Genomic DNA, 16215 nt, shown 5'->3' on the forward strand with positions numbered 1-16215 from the left:
CGGGAAAGTCTGCCGCCCGGGGGCTCCGAGCGGTTTCAATGGTCTCGCGGCGACCGCGCCGGGTGCACCGCCGGGGCCGAGCCTCGGGCAGGATGGTCGAGTGCGTGACACTCGTACGTCCGCACTTAAGCTAACCGTGGAGGATGGCCGGTGAGTTCCCCGCCTTCGGACGTTCGCTCTGGGCTGACCGAGGGCGAGGGTGTGCCGGCCGACGCCGGTTCGCCGATTCCAGCCTACGGCGGCAAGCCGCTGACCGTGGCGGTCACCGGCGCGGCGGGCGTGCTCGGCGAGCGCGTCGCGCGGCGGCTGGTCGACTCCCCGCACGTGCGCCGGGTGCTGGCGGTGGACGACCGGCGCGGCGAGGTGCCCGGTGTGCAGTGGCGGGTGCTGGACGTGCGCGACCCGGCGGTGGCCGAGCGGCTGTCCGGCGTCGACGTGGTGGTCCACCTGGCGATGGACCTCGGCATGGAGTCCGACCCGCGGGCCCGCAGTGCCTACAACGTGCGCGGCGCGCAGACCGTGGTGACCGCCGCGGCGGCGGCCGGGGTGCACCGGGTGGTGCTGTGCACCTCCGCGATGGTCTACGGCGCGCTGCCCGACAACGAGGTCCCGCTGGCCGAGGACTCCGAGCTGCGGGCCACCGAGGAGGCCTCGCTGGTCGGCGACCTGCTGGAGATCGAGCGCCTGGCCCGCCGCGCCCCGCGCGCCCACCCGGGCCTGCAGGTCACCGTGCTGCGCCCGGCCGTGGTGGTCGGCCCCGGCATCGACACCGTGCTGACCCGGCACTTCGAGGCGCCGCGGCTGCTGGTGGTGGCGGGCTCCCGTCCGTGCTGGCAGTTCTGCCACCTGGACGACCTGGCCTCGGCGCTGGAGTACGCGGCGCTCGGCCTGGTGGAGGGCGAGGTGACGGTCGGCTGCGACGGCTGGCTGGAGCAGGAGGACGTGGAGGAGCTGTCCGGCATCCGCCGGATGGAGCTGCCCGCCTCGCTGGCCCTGGGCACCGCGGCCCGGCTGCACCGGCTGGGCCTGACCCCGGCCCCGGCCGGGGACCTCGCGTACACCATGTACCCGTGGGTGGTGTCCGGCAGCCGGCTGCACGAGGCGGGCTGGCGGCCGCGGTACGGCAACGAGGAGGTGCTGGCCGAGCTGCTCGCCCAGGTGTCGGGCAAGCACGCGGTGGCCGGGCGCCGGCTCGGCGGCAAGGAGGCCGCCACCAGCCTGGGCGCGGCCGGGGCCACGGTGGCGCTGATCGGCACCGCCGCGCTGGTCCGGCGGGCCCGCAGGCAGCGCCGGATCTGAGCCGCCATCTTTCCGCATCATGGAATTACCGCATCGTGATACGAAAATCCTTGCGACCGCTCGCCGGGGATGCGGAATGATGGTGGGCATGTCCGAGAACCACGACCCGATCCGCCTGCTCGCCGTCCGTGACACCCCGCTCTCGCTGGACGAGGTGCACGCCGCGGTCGGCGACGACGCGGCCGGCGGCACCACCCTGTTCGTCGGCGCGGTGCGCGACCACGACGGCGGCAAGCCGGTCGCCGCGCTGGAGTACAGCGCCCACCCGACCGCCGCGCGCGAGCTGCGCCGGATCGCCGAGAAGGTCTGCGCGGACTTCCCGGTCCGGGCGCTGGCGGCGGTGCACCGCACCGGCCGGCTGGGGATCGGCGACGTCGCGGTGATCGTCGCGGTGTCCTGCCCGCACCGCGGCGAGGCGTTCGCGGCGGCCCGGCGGCTGATCGACGACCTCAAGCACGAGGTGCCGATCTGGAAGCACCAGGTCTTCACCGACGGCGAGGAGGAGTGGGTCGGCGCCGGCTCCTGCTGACGCCCCCGTGTCCGGCCCCGGGTGGCGCTCGTTCCCCGTTCGGCGGTACCCCCGTGTGGTGGAGAACGGGCCCCGCCCCGTAACCCGGATGCCGCTCGCGCCGTTCCCCCAGCAGGCGGCTAATCTGCTGATACGCATTGACGAGCCTGTGGGGAGTTCGAAAATGGCTGTGCTCGCCTGGTTGAGCATTCCTGTGGTGGCCGGGGTGCTGGCCGCGGTCTGGGCCACCTGGGCGGCCCGGCCGCCCCGTGCGATGACCGATCCGACCTCGCTCGCCGAGCACGAGCGGTTCCGCGCCGCGATGGAGCGCAGCACCGGCGCCCGGGACTGACCGGCCCGTCCCCGATCGGCGGTGCCGGGCGCGGACCGCCGGTGCACCCCGAACCGCACTTCCCGTACTGTCGTGCCATGCCACGCCGATCGTCGACGATGCTCGCCGCCACCCTGCTGCTGATAGGCCTGCTCTGTGCCTCGGTGCTGTTCAAGGTGCCGTTCACCGAGATGAGCCCGGGGCCGACGTACAACACCCTCGGCACGCAGGACAAGACCGGCACCCCGGTGATCACCATCACCGGCCACGAGACCTACCCGACCAGCGGCCACCTCAACATGACCACGGTCCAGGTCACCGGCGCGAAGTACCAGCCCAGCCTGGTCTCGGCGATCGTCGGCTGGGTGCGGGACGACGTGCTGGTCGTCCCGCACGACAACGTCTACCCGAAGGGCCAGACCGACCAGGAGGCCCAGCAGGAGAACGCCGAGCAGTTCGCCTCCTCCGAGGACAGCGCCAAGACCGCGGCCCTCAAGCAGCTGGACATCCCGGTCGGCACCGAGATCATCGTCTCCTCGGTGGCCGCGGGCGGGCCCGCCGAGGGCAAGCTGCACGCCGGCGACCAGATCGTCGCGGTGGACGGCACGGTCATCTCCAGCCAGGCCCAGGTCGCCGCGCAGGTGACCAGGCACAAGCCCGGCGAGACCACCGTCTTCACCGTGGTGCCGCACGCCAAGGCCGGTGCGACGCCGGACCCGGCGGACCGGGTCGAGGTGCCGATCGTCACCGGCAAGTCCGCGGACGACGGCCCGGAGCGGGCGGTGGTCGGGATCACGCCCGGCGTCGACCACGTCTACCCGTTCAAGATCGACATCGGCCTGCAGGACGTCGGCGGCCCCAGCGCCGGCCTGATGTTCGCCCTCGGCATCGTCGACAAGCTCACCCCCACCGACCTCACCGGCGGCGCGTTCGTGGCGGGCACCGGCACCATCGACGACGACGGCGCGGTCGGCCCGATCGGCGGCATCCAGATGAAGCTGATCGCCGCCCGCGACAAGGGCGCCGAGTACTTCTTCACCCCCGCGGACAACTGCGCCGAGGCCACCAAGGGCACCCCGTCCGGCCTCACCCTGGTCAAGGTCGAGAACCTGGACGGCGCGGTGAAGGCCCTGGACAGCATCCGGGCCGGCGACCGGACCGCGCTGCCGACATGCGGTTAGGGGTTCCTGACGGGGGCCCCGGCGGGGCCCGGGCGGTCAGGAGAACGTCGCGAGCAGGGCGTCCGTCAGGTTGGGGACGAGCTCGGGGCCGGTGAGCACCTCGCGCGCGAGGTCCTTCTCGCGCAGCCGCAGCGCGACCTCCTTGGCGCCGTCGCGCAGCACGGCCGCGGTGATCCGGACCTCCTGGCGCTGCGGGTGGGTGGCCACCCAGTCGTTGATCTCCTTCTCGGTGGCGTTCTTCGGCCGGGTGGCCTCGGCGCCGGGCGGGAGCATCAGGCGCTCGACCACCAGAGCGCAGCCGACCACGCCGTCGGGCCAGGCGATGGTGCCGAGGAAGCGGTCGAGCTCGGTGCCCGCGGGGATCTCCTCCTGCTCGACCGGGGTGAGCCCGGTCGGGTTGTCGTCCAGGCCGAGCTGCGAGGCGAGCCGCGGGTTGGCCTTGAGCATCTGGGCGTTGTCGACCAGGGCGAACAGGCGGGCCGGGAGGTCCCAGCCGAGGGTCGCGGCGTGCTCGTCGATCTCCAGGGCGGCCCGGGTGAGCGGGGTGGCCGCGGGCGGGCCGGAGGTGGCGGCGGTCAGGTCAGGGGAGTCGGACATGGGGTCATCCTCACACGTCCGGGGGGGCCGTCTCCAACTCCGACGCAGCCACCGGGAACTCAGGTAAAGACTGATGAAGTTGCATGGGGAGACCGCTGCCGGTTATCGGTGCGGCAGCGGGCATTCCCAACGACGACAGCTGAGGTGGCGCCTTGACCTTCCAGATGCCGGACCGCTCCGGTCCGGGTTTCCGAGCGAGAGTCGGGCCGCCGTCGCGCCGGGCGAAGGTGCTGCTGCTGACGTTGGGCGTCCTGGCGGCGCTGTTCGTGCTGTTCGTGCTGTTCGCGGGGCTGTGGACCGACTGGCTGTGGTTCGACTCGGTGCGCTACGGCTCGGTGTTCACCGCGCAACTGGGCGCCAAGGCCGGGCTGTTCGCGGTCTTCGGGCTGCTGATGGCGCTGGTGGTCGGCTTCAACCTGTGGCTGGCGTACCGGCTGCGGCCGCCGCTGGCGGCGATGTCGGTGGAGCAGCAGAGCCTGGACCGCTACCGGATGGGCATCGCGCCGTTCCGCAAGTGGCTGATGATCGGCCTGTCGCTGCTGGTCGGCCTGGCGGCCGGCGCCGCGGCGGGCGCGCAGTGGCGGACGTGGATGCTGTGGGTCAACGGCACCGCGTTCGGCGTGAAGGACGGCCAGTTCCACAAGGACGTCTCGTACTACGCGTTCAAGCTGCCCTGGTACGAGTTCGTGCTGGGCTTCGGCTTCAGCGCGGTGATCGTGTCGCTGCTGGCGGCCACCGCCGTGCACTACCTGTACGGGGGCCTGCGGCTGCAGGGGCCCGGGCGGCGGGCGAGCGCCGGGGCGCAGGGCCACCTGGCCGTGCTGCTGGGCGTGTTCGTGCTGCTGAAGGCGGTCGCGTACTGGCTCGACCGGTACGCGCTGGCGGTGAAGAGCGAGTCGTACAAGAACGTCGACGGCTGGACCGGCCTGCGCTACGTGGACGCCAACGCGTTCCTGCCGGCCAAGACGATCCTGTTCTTCGTCGCGGTCATCTGCGCGCTGCTGTTCTTCCTGACCCCGATCCGGCGGACCTGGGCACCGGCGCTGATCGGCTTCGGGCTGATGGCGCTGTCGGCGATCCTGGTCGGCGGCCTCTACCCGGCGCTGGTGCAGCAGTTCCAGGTCAAGCCGAACGAGCAGGCCAAGGAGACCGCGTACATCCAGAAGAACATCGACGCGACCCGGCAGGCGTACGGCATCGCGGACGTGGCCGAGCAGCAGTACGCGCCGACCGACTCCACCGACGCCGGCACGCTCGCCAAGGACGCGCAGACCGTCTCCGACATCCGGCTGCTGGACCCGAACGTGGTCTCGCCGACGTTCCAGCAGAACCAGGCGCTGCGCAACTACTACGCGTTCCCGAAGACGCTGGACGTGGACCGCTACGGCGACCAGGACACCGTGCTGGGCGTGCGCGAGCTGGACCTGACCGGCGTCCAGCAGCACAACTTCATCAACGACCACTTCAAGTACACCCACGGGTACGGCGTGGTCGCCGCCAAGGGCAACCAGGTCGACTCGAACGGCAACCCGGTCTACACCGAGCACTCGCTGCCCGCCGAGGGCAGCATGGGCAGCTACGAGCAGCGGGTCTACTACGGCGAGAAGACGACGATGTACTCCGTCGTCGGGCCCGGCCTGGACGAGATCGACTACACCCGGGACGGCCAGCCGGACCAGACCTCCCAGTACAGCGGCGGCAGCGGCGTCTCGCTGAACAACCCGCTGACCCGGGCCGCGTACGCGCTGAAGTTCGCCGAGCCGCAGATCCTGTACTCGGGGGCGATCAAGGACGACGCGAAGATCCTCTACGACCGCACCCCGAAGGAGCGGGTCGAGAAGGTCGCGCCGTGGCTGTCGATCGACGCCGACCCGTACCCGGTGGTGCAGAACGGCCGACTGGTGTGGGTGCTGGACGGCTACACCACCTCGGACGGGTACCCGTTCTCGTCCAAGACCACCTTCGGCGACGCCACCAAGGACTCGCTGACCGACCAGCGCGGGCGCACCCTGACCGCCGTCAACCAGGTCAACTACATCCGCAACTCGGTGAAGGCCACCGTGGACGCGTACACCGGCGAGGTGACGCTCTACCAGTGGGACGAGGCCGACCCGGTGCTGAAGACCTGGATGAAGGCGTTCCCGGACACGGTGAAGGCCAAGGCGGACATCCCGGCCACCCTGCTGCCGCACCTGCGCTACCCGCAGGACCTGTTCAAGGTGCAGCGCGACCTGCTCGGGCAGTACCACATGACGGACGCCACGGCGTTCTTCAACGGCACCGACATCTGGGAGGTGCCGGAGGACCCGACGGCCAACACCCACGAGGTGCAGCCGCCGTACTACCTGACGCTGCGGATGCCGGACGCCCAGGAGGCCAGCTTCTCGCTGACCACCTCCTTCGTGCCCTCGGGCCGCAAGAACCTGGCCGCGTTCATGACCGCGGACGCCGACCCGGGGCCGGGCTACGGCAAGCTGCGAATCCTGCGGATGCCGTCCGGTTCGGGCGCGCTCGGCCCGGCGCTGACCCAGGCGAAGTTCAACTCGGACTCCGAGGTGGCCCGCCAGCTGACCCTGCTGCGCAGCGGCACCGACTCCGACGTGGTCTACGGCAACCTGCTGACCCTGCCGGTCGGCGGCGGCATCCTCAACGTGGAGCCGGTGTACCTGGTGGCCCGCGGCGCCAAGGTGCCGGTGCTGAAGAAGGTGCTGGCGGTGTACGGCGACCACAACGTGGCGCTGGAGGACACCCTGGACCAGGCGCTGGCCAAGGTGCTCGGCGGCGCGGCCGACGGGGCCACCACCCCGACCGCCCCGGCCGACCCGCAGAACCCGGGCACCGGGACGCCGACCACGCCCACCACGCCCGGCACGCCGGACAGCCCGGAGGTGCAGCAGGCGCTCACCGCGGCGCAGAAGGCCTTCGACGACGGCCAGGCGGCGCTGAAGAGCGGCGACTGGACGGCGTACGGCAAGGCCCAGGAGGCGCTGAAGAAGGCCATCGGCGACGCGATGGCCGCCGAGCAGAAGGCGTCCGGCGCCACCGCGCCGGCCCAGCCGGGCGGCGGGGCCGCCGCCTCGCCGTCGGCCTCCCCGCCCGCCTCGCCCTCGGCCTCGCCGACGGGCTGAGCTGCGGAAACCGGTTTGTTGGTCCACCCCGTGATCGTGATACAGTGGTTTCACCGACGCGGGGTGGAGCAGCTCGGTAGCTCGCTGGGCTCATAACCCAGAGGTCGCAGGTTCAAATCCTGTCCCCGCTACTCAGTGGCGAAAGGCCCGGAGGCATCAGCCTCCGGGCCTTTGCCATTCCTTGGGCGTCGGGCCGATTGACACCCCATGTGGTCCAGTCCAATCTGAGTCATGCCCATGGCGGGCGGCCCCCACCGCTCGCCTTGATGCGTTGCAACTCCTTTGTCGGCACCGGGAATTGATCACGTGCCGGCTCCGTCTGCCGCTCTCCCCGACCGGGTGTCGGACGGCGTTCCTGCATCCCCACGTGACAGGAGAGAGGCACATCCGCATGCATCGCCACCACCGCAGGGCCTGGGCCGTCACGGCCGCGGCCGCCACGCTGCTCGCCGGGGCGGTCTCACTGCTGGGAGCCCCCAGCGCGAGCGCCGGACCGGGCAACACCACCGGGGCCCCCGCCACCAGCGGCGGCATCAAGGTCGCGTACTTCGACCAGTGGTCGATCTACCAGAACGCCTACTACCTGAAGAACGTCGACACCAACGGCATGGCCGGGAAGCTCGACTACCTGCTGTACGACTTCGCCAACATCGACCCGACCAACCTGACCTGCTTCGAGGCCAACTCGGCGGCCTCCCAGGACGAGAACAACCCGAACGCCGGCGACGGCGCGGGCGACTACTACGCCGACTACGCCAAGACCTTCGCCAACGGCAACAGCGTCGACAACTCCACCGACACCTGGAACCAGCCGCTGGCCGGCAACTTCCACCAGCTCCAGGAGCTGAAGGCGAAGTACCCGAAGCTCAAGGTGCTGCTGTCGATCGGCGGCTGGACGTACTCCAAGTACTTCTCCGACGCGGCGGCCACCGACGCCTCGCGCAAGAAGCTGGTCTCCTCCTGCGTCGACATGTTCATCAAGGGCAACCTGCCCGCCCAGGGCGGCTACGGCGGCCCGGGCACCGGCAAGGGCATCTTCGACGGCTTCGACATCGACTGGGAGTACCCGGGCGGCGGCGGCCACACCGGCAACCACTCCTCGACGGCCGACAAGCAGAACTTCACCGCCCTGCTGGCCGAGTTCCGCAGCGAGCTCAACACCCAGGGCACCGCGGACGGCAGGACCTACGCGCTGAGCGCGGCGCTGCCGGCCGGCCAGGACAAGATCCAGAACATCGAGACCAACAAGATCGGGCAGTACCTGACCTTCGCGGACCCGATGACGTACGACATGCACGGCGGCTGGGAGGCCCAGGGCCCGACCAACCACCAGACGCCGGTCTACCAGAACCCGAACGACCCGATGAACAACGTGCCGCCGGGCAACGCCAAGTACTCCATCGACGAGGCGATCAAGGCGTACACGGTCGGCGACTCCTCGTACGGCATCCCCGGCGGGTTCCCGGCGAACAAGCTGAACATGGGCGTCCCGCTCTACTACCGCGGCTGGACCGGCGTGGCGGCCGGCGCCAACCACGGCCTGTTCCAGCCCGCCGGCGGCCCGGCCCCCGGCGCGCCGAACTCCGGCAACGTCGCGGGCGTGCGGATGTACAAGGAACTGCTCGGGACGGTGGACAACCCGAGCTACACCTACTGGGACGCCGCCGCGCAGGCCGCGTACTTCTACGACGGCACCACCTTCTGGTCCGGCGAGAACGCCAAGTCCATCCAGGCCAAGATGGACTACGCGCACTGCAACGGACTCGGCGGATCGTTCGTCTTCTCGCTCTACGACGACCCGAACGCGGCGCTGCTCAACCCGCTGATGACCGCGACCGGTGGCTCGGCCGCCTCCTGCCCGGCCCCGCCGACCGGCTCGCCGAGCGCCAGCGCCAGCGCCAGCGCCTCGCCGTCGAAGTCCCCGTCGCCGTCGCCGTCCACCAGCCCCTCCACCAGCCCCTCGACCTCGCCGTCCAGCAGCCCGTCGACCAGCCCGTCCTCCTCGCCGACCCCGCCCGGCGGCGGGATCGTGGCCAACCCCGGCCTGGAGTCCGGCGCGCTCAGCCCGTGGACCTGCTCGGGCGGCGCTGTGGTCAGCGGCGGGCACACCGGCTCCCACGCCCTGCAGGGCAACGCGAGCGCCGGTGACACCGCGCAGTGCCAGCAGACCGTCACGGTCAAGCCGAACACCACCTACACGCTGTCCGCCTGGGTCAAGGGCAACTACACCTACCTGGGCGTCACCGGCTCCGGCGCGGACAGCTCGACCTGGACCCCCGGCGGGAGCGCGTGGACGCAGCTGTCCACCAAGTTCACCACCGGTGCCTCGGTCACCTCGGTGACCGTCTGGGTCCACGGTTGGTACGGACAGGGTGCCTACCAGGCCGACGACTTCAGCGTCAGCTGAGGCTCCGTCAAGACCCTTTTAAGGAAGGCCCGGAGGATTCCGTCCTCCGGGCCTTCCCCCTTGCGGGCGCGCGGAGTTGATCGACTCCGGTACGATGCGTGGCCGGGGTTTGTGGGGCCCAGTGTCGGGAAATCGACAAAGAGCCGAAGCGATCTCGCCGGGCTTCGGCCCCGCTCCGCCAAAACGGACGGAGCAGGTGTACGCGGTGTGCGGGTGATGCGACGATGGACCACGAGGGGGACGCGGCGCGGCCGTTGACCGGCCGTCCGGTCCGGTGTGCCCCCCGGGGGAGACGACCCGGGCCGACGGCCCGGGGCGGATGCCGCGACACTCGGGGGGAGCGGGAGTCGGCATGAAGCTCATCGGCAACAGCGGGACGGGGGAACGACTGGCGGCCGGCAGCACCGCGGACACCGACACCGGTGCCCGCCCCACCGACCAGTCCACCGGCAGCCTGCCCGCCCAGCGCGGCACCGCGGGCGGCATCGACGTGACCGGCTACGGCCCCGAGAGCCTGGTCCACCTGACCGCCGACCAGGTCGCCGCCGCCTCCGTCCGCGACCTGATCGACCCCGACGACGACACCGCCGACAGCTTCGAGACCGCCCTCGCCGCCCGCGAACAGGCCGCCCTCGAAGCCCGCCACCGCGGCTCCGCCGACGCCGGCGACCCGGGCGCCGCCAGCCAGCTCGGCGCCCTCCTGCTGCGCCGCGGCGACCTGCTCGACGCCGAGCGCTACCTGCGCGCCGCCGCCGCGGCCGGACTGCGCGCCGCCGCCAACAACCTCGGCGTCCTGCTCCACCAGCAGGGCCACCGCACCGAGGCCGCCCAGTGGTGGCGCCAGGCCGCGGTGGCCGGCTCCGCCCCCGCCGCCCACGCCCTCGGCCTGCAACTGCGCGACCAGGGCGAGGAGGAGGCCGCCGAGTACTGGCTGCACTTCGCCGCCGAACAGGGCCACCCGCTCGGCGCGTACGCCCTCGGCGACCTGATGGAGCACCGCCGCGACGTCCGCGCCGAGCGCTGGTTCAAGGCCGCCGCCGACTCCGGCCACCGCGAGGCCGCCTACCGCCTCGCCCGGATGCGCGAGGCCGCCGGCGACAAGGACACCGCCGAGACCTGGTACCGCACCGCCGCCGCCCGCAGCCACGCCCGCGCCGCGCTGCGCCTGGGCGTCCTGCTCGAAGCCCGCGGCGACCTCGACGAGGCCGCCCGCTGGTACCGGCAGTCCGCCCAGAACGGCGAGGCCCGCGCCGCCTGCGCCCTCGGCTTCCTGCTCCGCGACACCGGCGACCTCTCCGCCGCCGCCGAATGGTGGCAGGAGGCCGCCGAGGCCGGCGACGGCACCGCCGCCAACGCGCTCGGCGCGCTGCACGCCGGCCGCGGCGAGAACACCGTCGCCGAACGCTGGTACCGCGCCGCGCTCGACGCCGGCGACCACAACGGCGCCTTCAACCTGGGGCTGCTGTGCGCCGGCGCCGGACGCGAGGCCCAGGCCGAGCAGTGGTACCGCCGCGCCGCGTACGCCGGCCACCGCGAAGCCTGCAACGCGCTCGCCGTCGTGCTGCTCCAGCGCGGCGACGAGTCCGGCGCCGAACCCTGGTTCTCCAAGGCCGCCGAGGCCGGCTCCGTCGACGGCGCCTTCAACCTCGGCGTCCTGCACGCCGGCCGCGGCGAGACCCGGCAGGCCCAGGAGTGGTACGCCCGGGCCGCCGCCGAGGGCCACGGCGAGGCCGCCCTGCAACTCGCCGTCGCCCAGGAGCAGCGCGGCAACCTGGCCGGCGCGCTGGAACGCTACCGGCAGGCCGCCGACGGCGGCTCCGCGGAGGGCGCCTTCCGGCTCGCCTCGCTGCTCGACCGCCGCGGCGACGCCGACGCCGAGGCCGAGCACTGGTACGCGGTCGCCGCGGACGCCGGACACCGCCGGGCCCAGGTCCGGATGGGCGTGCGCGCGGCCGAACGCGGCGCGCTCCAGATCGCCGAGAGCTGGTACCGGCGCGCCGCCGAGGGCGGCAGCCGCAGCGCCGCGTTCAACCTCGGCCTGCTGCTGGCCCGGCAGGACAGCGAGGCCGAGGCGATGCTCTGGTACACCCGCGCCGCGGACGCCGGCCACGGCCGCGCCGCGCTGCGGCTGGCGCTGCTCGCGCTGCGGCGCGGCGAGGCGGTCCAGGCCGAGAACTGGTGCCGCCGCGCGGCGGAGTACGGGCCGGCGGAGGTCGCGGAGCGGGCGGGACGGCTGCTGGGGGCGCTGAACGCGGAACTGAGCGCGTAGCGGGGAAGCGGGCCTCGGCGGGGGCGCGGGACCGGGCAGGACGCTGTCCCGCGCCGCGCTCTGACGGTGCGTGCCCGGTCGGCCGCGCAGTTCCTCGCGGCCCTGGTTTCACACGCTCAGCGAGCGCAGCACTGCCTCGTGGAGGACGCCGTTGGTGGCGACCGCGTCCGCGCCGGTGGGGCCGTCGATGCCGTCGAGGCCGGTGAAGCGGCCGCCGGCCTCCTGGACGATGACGCAGGGGGCGGCCATGTCCCAGAGCGAGAGCTCGGGTTCGGCGGCGATGTCGACGGCACCCTCGGCGACCATCATGTAGGACCAGAAGTCGCCGAAGGCACGGGTGCGCCAGCAGATCCGGGTGAGGTCGAGGAAGGCGTCGAGGCGGGCGCGCTCCTCCCAGCCGCTGAGCGAGGAGAAGGAGAGCGAGGCGTCGGCGAGGCGGGAGACCTTGGAGACGTGGATGCGCTGGGCCTTGGCCAGGCTGCGGCCGGCGAACGCGCCCAGGTCCTTGGCGGCCCACCAGCGGCGGCCGAGCGCGGGGGCGGAGACGATGCCGACCACCGGGACGTGCTCGCCGTCGGGCTGCTCCTCCAGCAGGGCCACCAGGGTGGCCCAGACCGGGACGCCGCGGACGTAGTTCTTGGTGCCGTCGATCGGGTCGATCACCCAGCGGCGCGGGCCGGAGCCCTGCAGGCCGTACTCCTCGCCCAGCACCGCGTCCCGGGGGCGGGCCCGCTGCAGGACGGAGCGGACGAGTTCCTCGGCGGCCTTGTCGGCGTCGCTGACCGGGGTCAGGTCGGGCTTGGTCTCGATCTTCAGGTCGAGCGCCCGGAACCGCTCCATGGTGATCGAGTCGGCCGAGTCGGCGAGGACGTGGGCGAGTCGGAGGTCATCGTGGTAGTCGGCCATGCACGGCACCCTAGCGGACTCAGTGTCCCGAGCCGCTGAGCTGGAGACCGATCACGCCCGCGATGACCAGGGAGATGGACACCAGTTTGAGGACGGAGGAGGACTCCCCGAGGAAGACCATCCCGTACACCGCGGTGCCGGCCGCGCCGATGCCGGTCCACACCGCGTAGGCGCTGCCGACCGGGAGGGTCCGCAGGGAGAGGGTGAGCAGCCCGAAGGAGCCCAGCGCGAAGAGCGCGAAGCTGATGGTGGGCCAGAGCCTGGTGAAGCCGTGGCTGAGCTTGAGGTTGACCGCGAATCCCGTTTCCAGCAGACCGGCGAGGATCACCATGGCCCATGCCATCGGGTTGACTCCCTGTCAGGTGGGAAGGTGTGACCTTCCTATCGTTACCCAGCGCAGCGGCCCCAGCGACTCGTGATCGCCGGGAATTCTCACTCCGCTTCCGGCGCCTCGCGGGTGGCCAGCAGCCGGCGCAGCGAGTACAGCCGGGCCGGGTCGGCGTGGCCGTCGGCGACCCAGGCGTCCAGCGCGCAGTCCGGTTCGTCGTGCGAGCAGGCGCGCGGGCAGTCGGCGGTGCCGGGCTCCAGGTCGGGGAAGGCGAGGATGACCCGGGACGGGTCGACGTGGGACAGGCCGAAGGAGCGGAAGCCGGGGGTGTCGATCACCCAGCCCGGGTCCAGCGCCTTCTTCGAGCCCGGCTTGGCGCCGGGCGGCGGGGGCAGCCGCAGGGCCAGCGCGGAGACGGTGGTGTGCCGGCCCCGGCCGGTGACCGCGTTGACGTGGCCGGTGCTGCGCTGCCGCTCCGGGACGAGCGCGTTGACCAGGGTGGTCTTGCCGACGCCGGAGTGCCCGATGAACACCGTGGTGCGCCCGCGCAGGTGCGCGCGCACCGCCTCCGCGCCGGCCGTCTCCAACTCGTCGGCCCGGGTCACCACGTAGTCGATGCCCAGCGGCGCGTACGACTCCAGCAGCTCGTCGGCCGGGGCCAGGTCCGACTTGGTGAGCACCAGCAGCGGCTCCATCCCGGCGTCGTACGCGGCGACCAGGCAGCGGTCGATCAGCCGGGGGCGCGGCTCCGGGTTGGCCAGCGCGGTGACGATGGCCATCTGCTGGGCGTTGGCGACCACGATCCGCTCGTACGGGTCGTCGTCGTCCGCGGTGCGGCGCAGCACCGAGCTGCGCTCCTCGACCCGGACGATCCGGGCCAGCGTGTCCGGCTCGCCGGACAGGTCGCCGACCACGCTGACGGTGTCGCCGACCACGACGCCCTTGCGGCCCAGCTCGCGGGCCTTCATGGCGGTGACCAGGCGCTCGTCCCTCGTGCCGCCGTCGACCAGGCAGGTCATCCGGCCCCGGTCCACGGTGAGGATCATCGCCTCGGCGGCGTCCTCGTGCTTGGGCCGGGTGCGGGTGCGGGGGCGGGAGCCCCGGCGGCCCGGGCGGCTGCGGATGTCGTCCTCGTCGGCGTCCTTGCCGTAGCGGCGCATGCTCGTGATCCCCCGTCAGCCCTGGCCGAGGAGGTCGGCCCACATCTGCGGGAAGTCCGGCAGCGTCTTGGCCGTGGTCGCCACGTTCTCCACCAGCACGCCCTCGACGGCCAGGCCCAGGACGGCGGCGGCGGTGGCCAGCCGGTGGTCCTCGTAGGTGTGGAAGACGCCGCCGTGCAGCGGGCGGGGCCTGATCCGCAGGCCGTCCTCGGTCTCCGAGACGTCGCCGCCCAGCCCGTTGATCTCCTTGGCCAGCGCGGCCAGCCGGTCGGTCTCGTGCAGCCGCAGGTGGGAGATGCCGTACAGGTGCGACTCGGAGTCGGCCAGCGCCGCCACCGCGGCGATCACCGGGGTCAGCTCGCCCACGTCGTGCAGGTCGACCTCGATCCCGTGGATCTTGCCGGTGCCGGTGAACTCCAGCCCGTCGTCGGTGAACTGACAGCTCCCGCCCATCGCGGTGTAGATCTCGCGCAGCTGGTCGCCCGGCTGGTAGGTGTGCCGGGGCCAGTCCCGGACGGTCACCCGGCCGCCGGTGGCCAGCGCCGCCGCGAAGAACGGGGCCGCGTTCGACAGGTCCGGCTCGACCACCAGGTCGCGGCCGATCAACGCGCCCGGGGTGACCCGCCAGACGTCCTTCTCGCCGCCGTCCTCCGGCGCGTCGACCTGGCCGCCGGCCTTGCGGATCATGTCCACGGTCATCCGGATGTGCGGCAGCGAGGGCACCGTCCCGCCGGTGTTGCGGATCTCCACGCCGTTGTTGAACCGGGCGCCGGAGAGCAGCAGCGCCGAGATGAACTGCGAGGAGGACGAGGCGTCCACCTCCACCGCCCCGCCGTCCAGCGCGCCCGCGCCGTGCACGGTCAGCGGGAAGCCGCCGCGGCCGCCGTCCTCGATCCGGGCGCCCAGCGCGCGCAGCGCGTCGATCACGCCGTGCTGCGGGCGTTCGTGGCTGCGCGGGTCGCCGTCGAAGTGCACCGGGCCGTCCGCCAGGGTGGCCAGCGGCGGCAGGAAGCGCATCACCGTCCCGGCGTTGCCCACGTCCACCCGGGCCGGGCCGCGCAGCCGCTCGGCCGGGATCACCCGCCAGGCCTCGCCGCCGCCGGTGCCGCCGGACGCCGCGTTCACCGTCTCCTCGACCGTCACGCCCAGCGCCCGCAGGCCGTCCGCCATCAGCTGCGAGTCGCGGCTGCGCAGCGGGCGGCGCACCCAGCCCGGGCCGTCGGCGAGGGCGGCCAGCACCAGCGCGCGGTTGGTCGCGGACTTCGAGCCGGGGATGGTCACGGCCGCGTCCACGGCGGCGGTGGCGACGGGGGCGGGCCAGAGGGAGTCGGTCATGGCGCCAGTCTATGAGGCGCGGCGCTCCTACCGGGGCAGCAGCCAGGCCGCCCCGAGCCCCAGGCAGCCCAGCGCCACCGCCAGGAACGCCAGCAGCCACAGCGCCCCCGGCACGCCCGTCAGCCGCGCCAACTGGTCGGCGTCCGAGCCGGGCGCGCCGCCGCGCCGCCGCCGGGCCGCCCACAGCTCCAGCATCGGACGCACCCCCGCCAGCAGCAGGAACCACACCCCCAGGTAGGCGAACGCCCCCTGCCATTCGGCCGTCCCGTACCAGGACACCGCGACGAACGCCCCGCCGGTCGCCAGCACCGCCGCCACCCCGAACAGGTTGCGCAGCGCCGGCAGCATCGCCGCCAGCAGCGCGGTGCCGATCCACAGCAGCGCGGTGATCCGCCCCGCCGCGAGCAGCGCCGCCCCGCCCAGGCCCAGCAGCGAGGGCGCCGGGTAGCCCGCCGCGGCGGTCAGCACCATGCCCGGGCCGGTCGGCCGCCCGGAGGAGACCGTCAGCCCCGAGGTGTCCGAGTGCAGCCGGATGCCCGACAGCCGACGCCGGGTCAGCAGCGCCGTCAGCCCGTGCCCGCCCTCGTGCGCGATCGTCACCACGGTGCGGGTCCACAGCCACACCGGGCGCACCGCCACCGCCAGCAGCGCCACCGCCGCCGTGCCCCACACCAGCCAGGGCGGCGGGTCCGGCTGCACGCTCGTCACCCGGTCCCACAGTCGCGCGAAGTCCATCGCCGCCGGCCTCCGATCACCGTCGCTCCCC

At 73.0% G+C, this 16215-nt stretch carries 13 protein-coding genes and 1 tRNA gene; 8 read left to right on the plus strand and 6 right to left on the minus strand.

Annotation, left to right across the window (positions count from 1 at the left end):
- Positions 1–201: 201 nt before the first annotated feature.
- The 4 genes from QMQ26_RS22495 (at position 202) to QMQ26_RS22510 (ending at position 3319) form a co-directional block, all read left to right on the plus strand.
- Positions 202–1299, plus strand: a complete 1098-nt coding sequence (locus QMQ26_RS22495) for an NAD-dependent epimerase/dehydratase family protein (protein ID WP_282202498.1) — start codon at positions 202–204, stop codon at positions 1297–1299.
- 88 nt (positions 1300–1387) lie between these two features.
- Entirely contained in the window at positions 1388–1828 is a 441-nt protein-coding gene (locus QMQ26_RS22500; protein WP_282202499.1) for a molybdenum cofactor biosynthesis protein MoaE, read from the plus strand.
- 181 nt (positions 1829–2009) lie between these two features.
- A complete protein-coding gene (locus tag QMQ26_RS22505) occupies positions 2010–2159 on the plus strand; it encodes a hypothetical protein (RefSeq protein ID WP_282206707.1) in 150 nt (49 codons plus the stop codon).
- A 77-nt stretch (positions 2160–2236) separates the two neighbouring features.
- Positions 2237–3319, plus strand: coding sequence for a YlbL family protein (locus QMQ26_RS22510; protein ID WP_282202500.1), 1083 nt, complete (start codon positions 2237–2239; stop codon positions 3317–3319).
- A 36-nt stretch (positions 3320–3355) separates the two neighbouring features.
- On the opposite strand, the gene QMQ26_RS22515 is transcribed toward QMQ26_RS22510, so the two are convergent.
- On the minus strand, positions 3356–3916 hold the full coding sequence (locus QMQ26_RS22515) for a PPA1309 family protein (protein WP_100836433.1): 561 nt from the start codon (positions 3914–3916) through the stop codon (positions 3356–3358).
- A 164-nt stretch (positions 3917–4080) separates the two neighbouring features.
- Between QMQ26_RS22515 and QMQ26_RS22520 the strand changes: the two genes are divergently transcribed.
- The 4 genes from QMQ26_RS22520 to QMQ26_RS22535 all read left to right on the plus strand — a co-directional run bounded on the left by QMQ26_RS22520 (position 4081) and on the right by QMQ26_RS22535 (position 11720).
- Positions 4081–7044 (plus strand): UPF0182 family membrane protein, encoded by a 2964-nt coding sequence (locus QMQ26_RS22520; protein WP_282206593.1) that lies wholly within the window; start codon positions 4081–4083, stop codon positions 7042–7044.
- A 57-nt stretch (positions 7045–7101) separates the two neighbouring features.
- A tRNA-Met gene (locus tag QMQ26_RS22525) sits at positions 7102–7175 on the plus strand.
- Positions 7176–7435: 260 nt separating this feature from the next.
- Complete coding sequence (locus QMQ26_RS22530; RefSeq protein ID WP_282202501.1) at positions 7436–9451, plus strand: glycosyl hydrolase family 18 protein; 2016 nt, start codon at positions 7436–7438, stop codon at positions 9449–9451.
- A gap of 352 nt (positions 9452–9803) precedes the next feature.
- A complete protein-coding gene (locus tag QMQ26_RS22535) occupies positions 9804–11720 on the plus strand; it encodes a tetratricopeptide repeat protein (RefSeq protein WP_282202502.1) in 1917 nt (638 codons plus the stop codon).
- 108 nt (positions 11721–11828) lie between these two features.
- On the opposite strand, the gene hisN is transcribed toward QMQ26_RS22535, so the two are convergent.
- The 5 genes from hisN to QMQ26_RS22560 form a co-directional block, all read right to left on the minus strand.
- Positions 11829–12626, minus strand: coding sequence for a histidinol-phosphatase (gene hisN / locus QMQ26_RS22540; RefSeq protein ID WP_100836431.1), 798 nt, complete (start codon positions 12624–12626; stop codon positions 11829–11831).
- A gap of 19 nt (positions 12627–12645) precedes the next feature.
- Positions 12646–12969, minus strand: coding sequence for a DMT family transporter (locus QMQ26_RS22545; protein ID WP_100836430.1), 324 nt, complete (start codon positions 12967–12969; stop codon positions 12646–12648).
- 89 nt (positions 12970–13058) lie between these two features.
- Positions 13059–14114, minus strand: coding sequence for a ribosome small subunit-dependent GTPase A (gene rsgA / locus QMQ26_RS22550; protein WP_100836429.1), 1056 nt, complete (start codon positions 14112–14114; stop codon positions 13059–13061).
- A gap of 15 nt (positions 14115–14129) precedes the next feature.
- Positions 14130–15449 carry a 3-phosphoshikimate 1-carboxyvinyltransferase gene (gene aroA / locus QMQ26_RS22555; protein ID WP_100836428.1) on the minus strand — a complete coding sequence of 440 codons (1320 nt, stop codon included), beginning with the start codon at positions 15447–15449 and terminating at the stop codon, positions 14130–14132.
- Positions 15450–15476: 27 nt separating this feature from the next.
- Positions 15477–16184, minus strand: a complete 708-nt coding sequence (locus QMQ26_RS22560; protein ID WP_282202503.1) for a M50 family metallopeptidase — start codon at positions 16182–16184, stop codon at positions 15477–15479.
- Between the last annotated feature and the right edge of the window lie 31 nt (positions 16185–16215).

This window comes from Kitasatospora fiedleri (assembly GCF_948472415.1).
In the GTDB taxonomy this organism is placed as follows: Bacteria; Actinomycetota; Actinomycetes; order Streptomycetales; family Streptomycetaceae; genus Kitasatospora; species Kitasatospora fiedleri.

Coding starts and splice junctions, on each gene's coding strand:
- QMQ26_RS22500 (WP_282202499.1), top strand. CDS start 1,388: ATGTCCGAGAACCACGACCCGATCCGCCTGCTCGCCGTCCGTGACACC.
- QMQ26_RS22510 (WP_282202500.1), top strand. CDS start 2,237: ATGCCACGCCGATCGTCGACGATGCTCGCCGCCACCCTGCTGCTGATA.
- QMQ26_RS22515 (WP_100836433.1), bottom strand. CDS start 3,916: ATGTCCGACTCCCCTGACCTGACCGCCGCCACCTCCGGCCCGCCCGCG.
- QMQ26_RS22520 (WP_282206593.1), top strand. CDS start 4,081: ATGCCGGACCGCTCCGGTCCGGGTTTCCGAGCGAGAGTCGGGCCGCCG.
- QMQ26_RS22530 (WP_282202501.1), top strand. CDS start 7,436: ATGCATCGCCACCACCGCAGGGCCTGGGCCGTCACGGCCGCGGCCGCC.
- QMQ26_RS22535 (WP_282202502.1), top strand. CDS start 9,804: ATGAAGCTCATCGGCAACAGCGGGACGGGGGAACGACTGGCGGCCGGC.
- hisN (WP_100836431.1), bottom strand. CDS start 12,626: ATGGCCGACTACCACGATGACCTCCGACTCGCCCACGTCCTCGCCGAC.
- QMQ26_RS22545 (WP_100836430.1), bottom strand. CDS start 12,969: ATGGCATGGGCCATGGTGATCCTCGCCGGTCTGCTGGAAACGGGATTC.
- rsgA (WP_100836429.1), bottom strand. CDS start 14,114: ATGCGCCGCTACGGCAAGGACGCCGACGAGGACGACATCCGCAGCCGC.
- aroA (WP_100836428.1), bottom strand. CDS start 15,449: ATGACCGACTCCCTCTGGCCCGCCCCCGTCGCCACCGCCGCCGTGGAC.
- QMQ26_RS22560 (WP_282202503.1), bottom strand. CDS start 16,184: ATGGACTTCGCGCGACTGTGGGACCGGGTGACGAGCGTGCAGCCGGAC.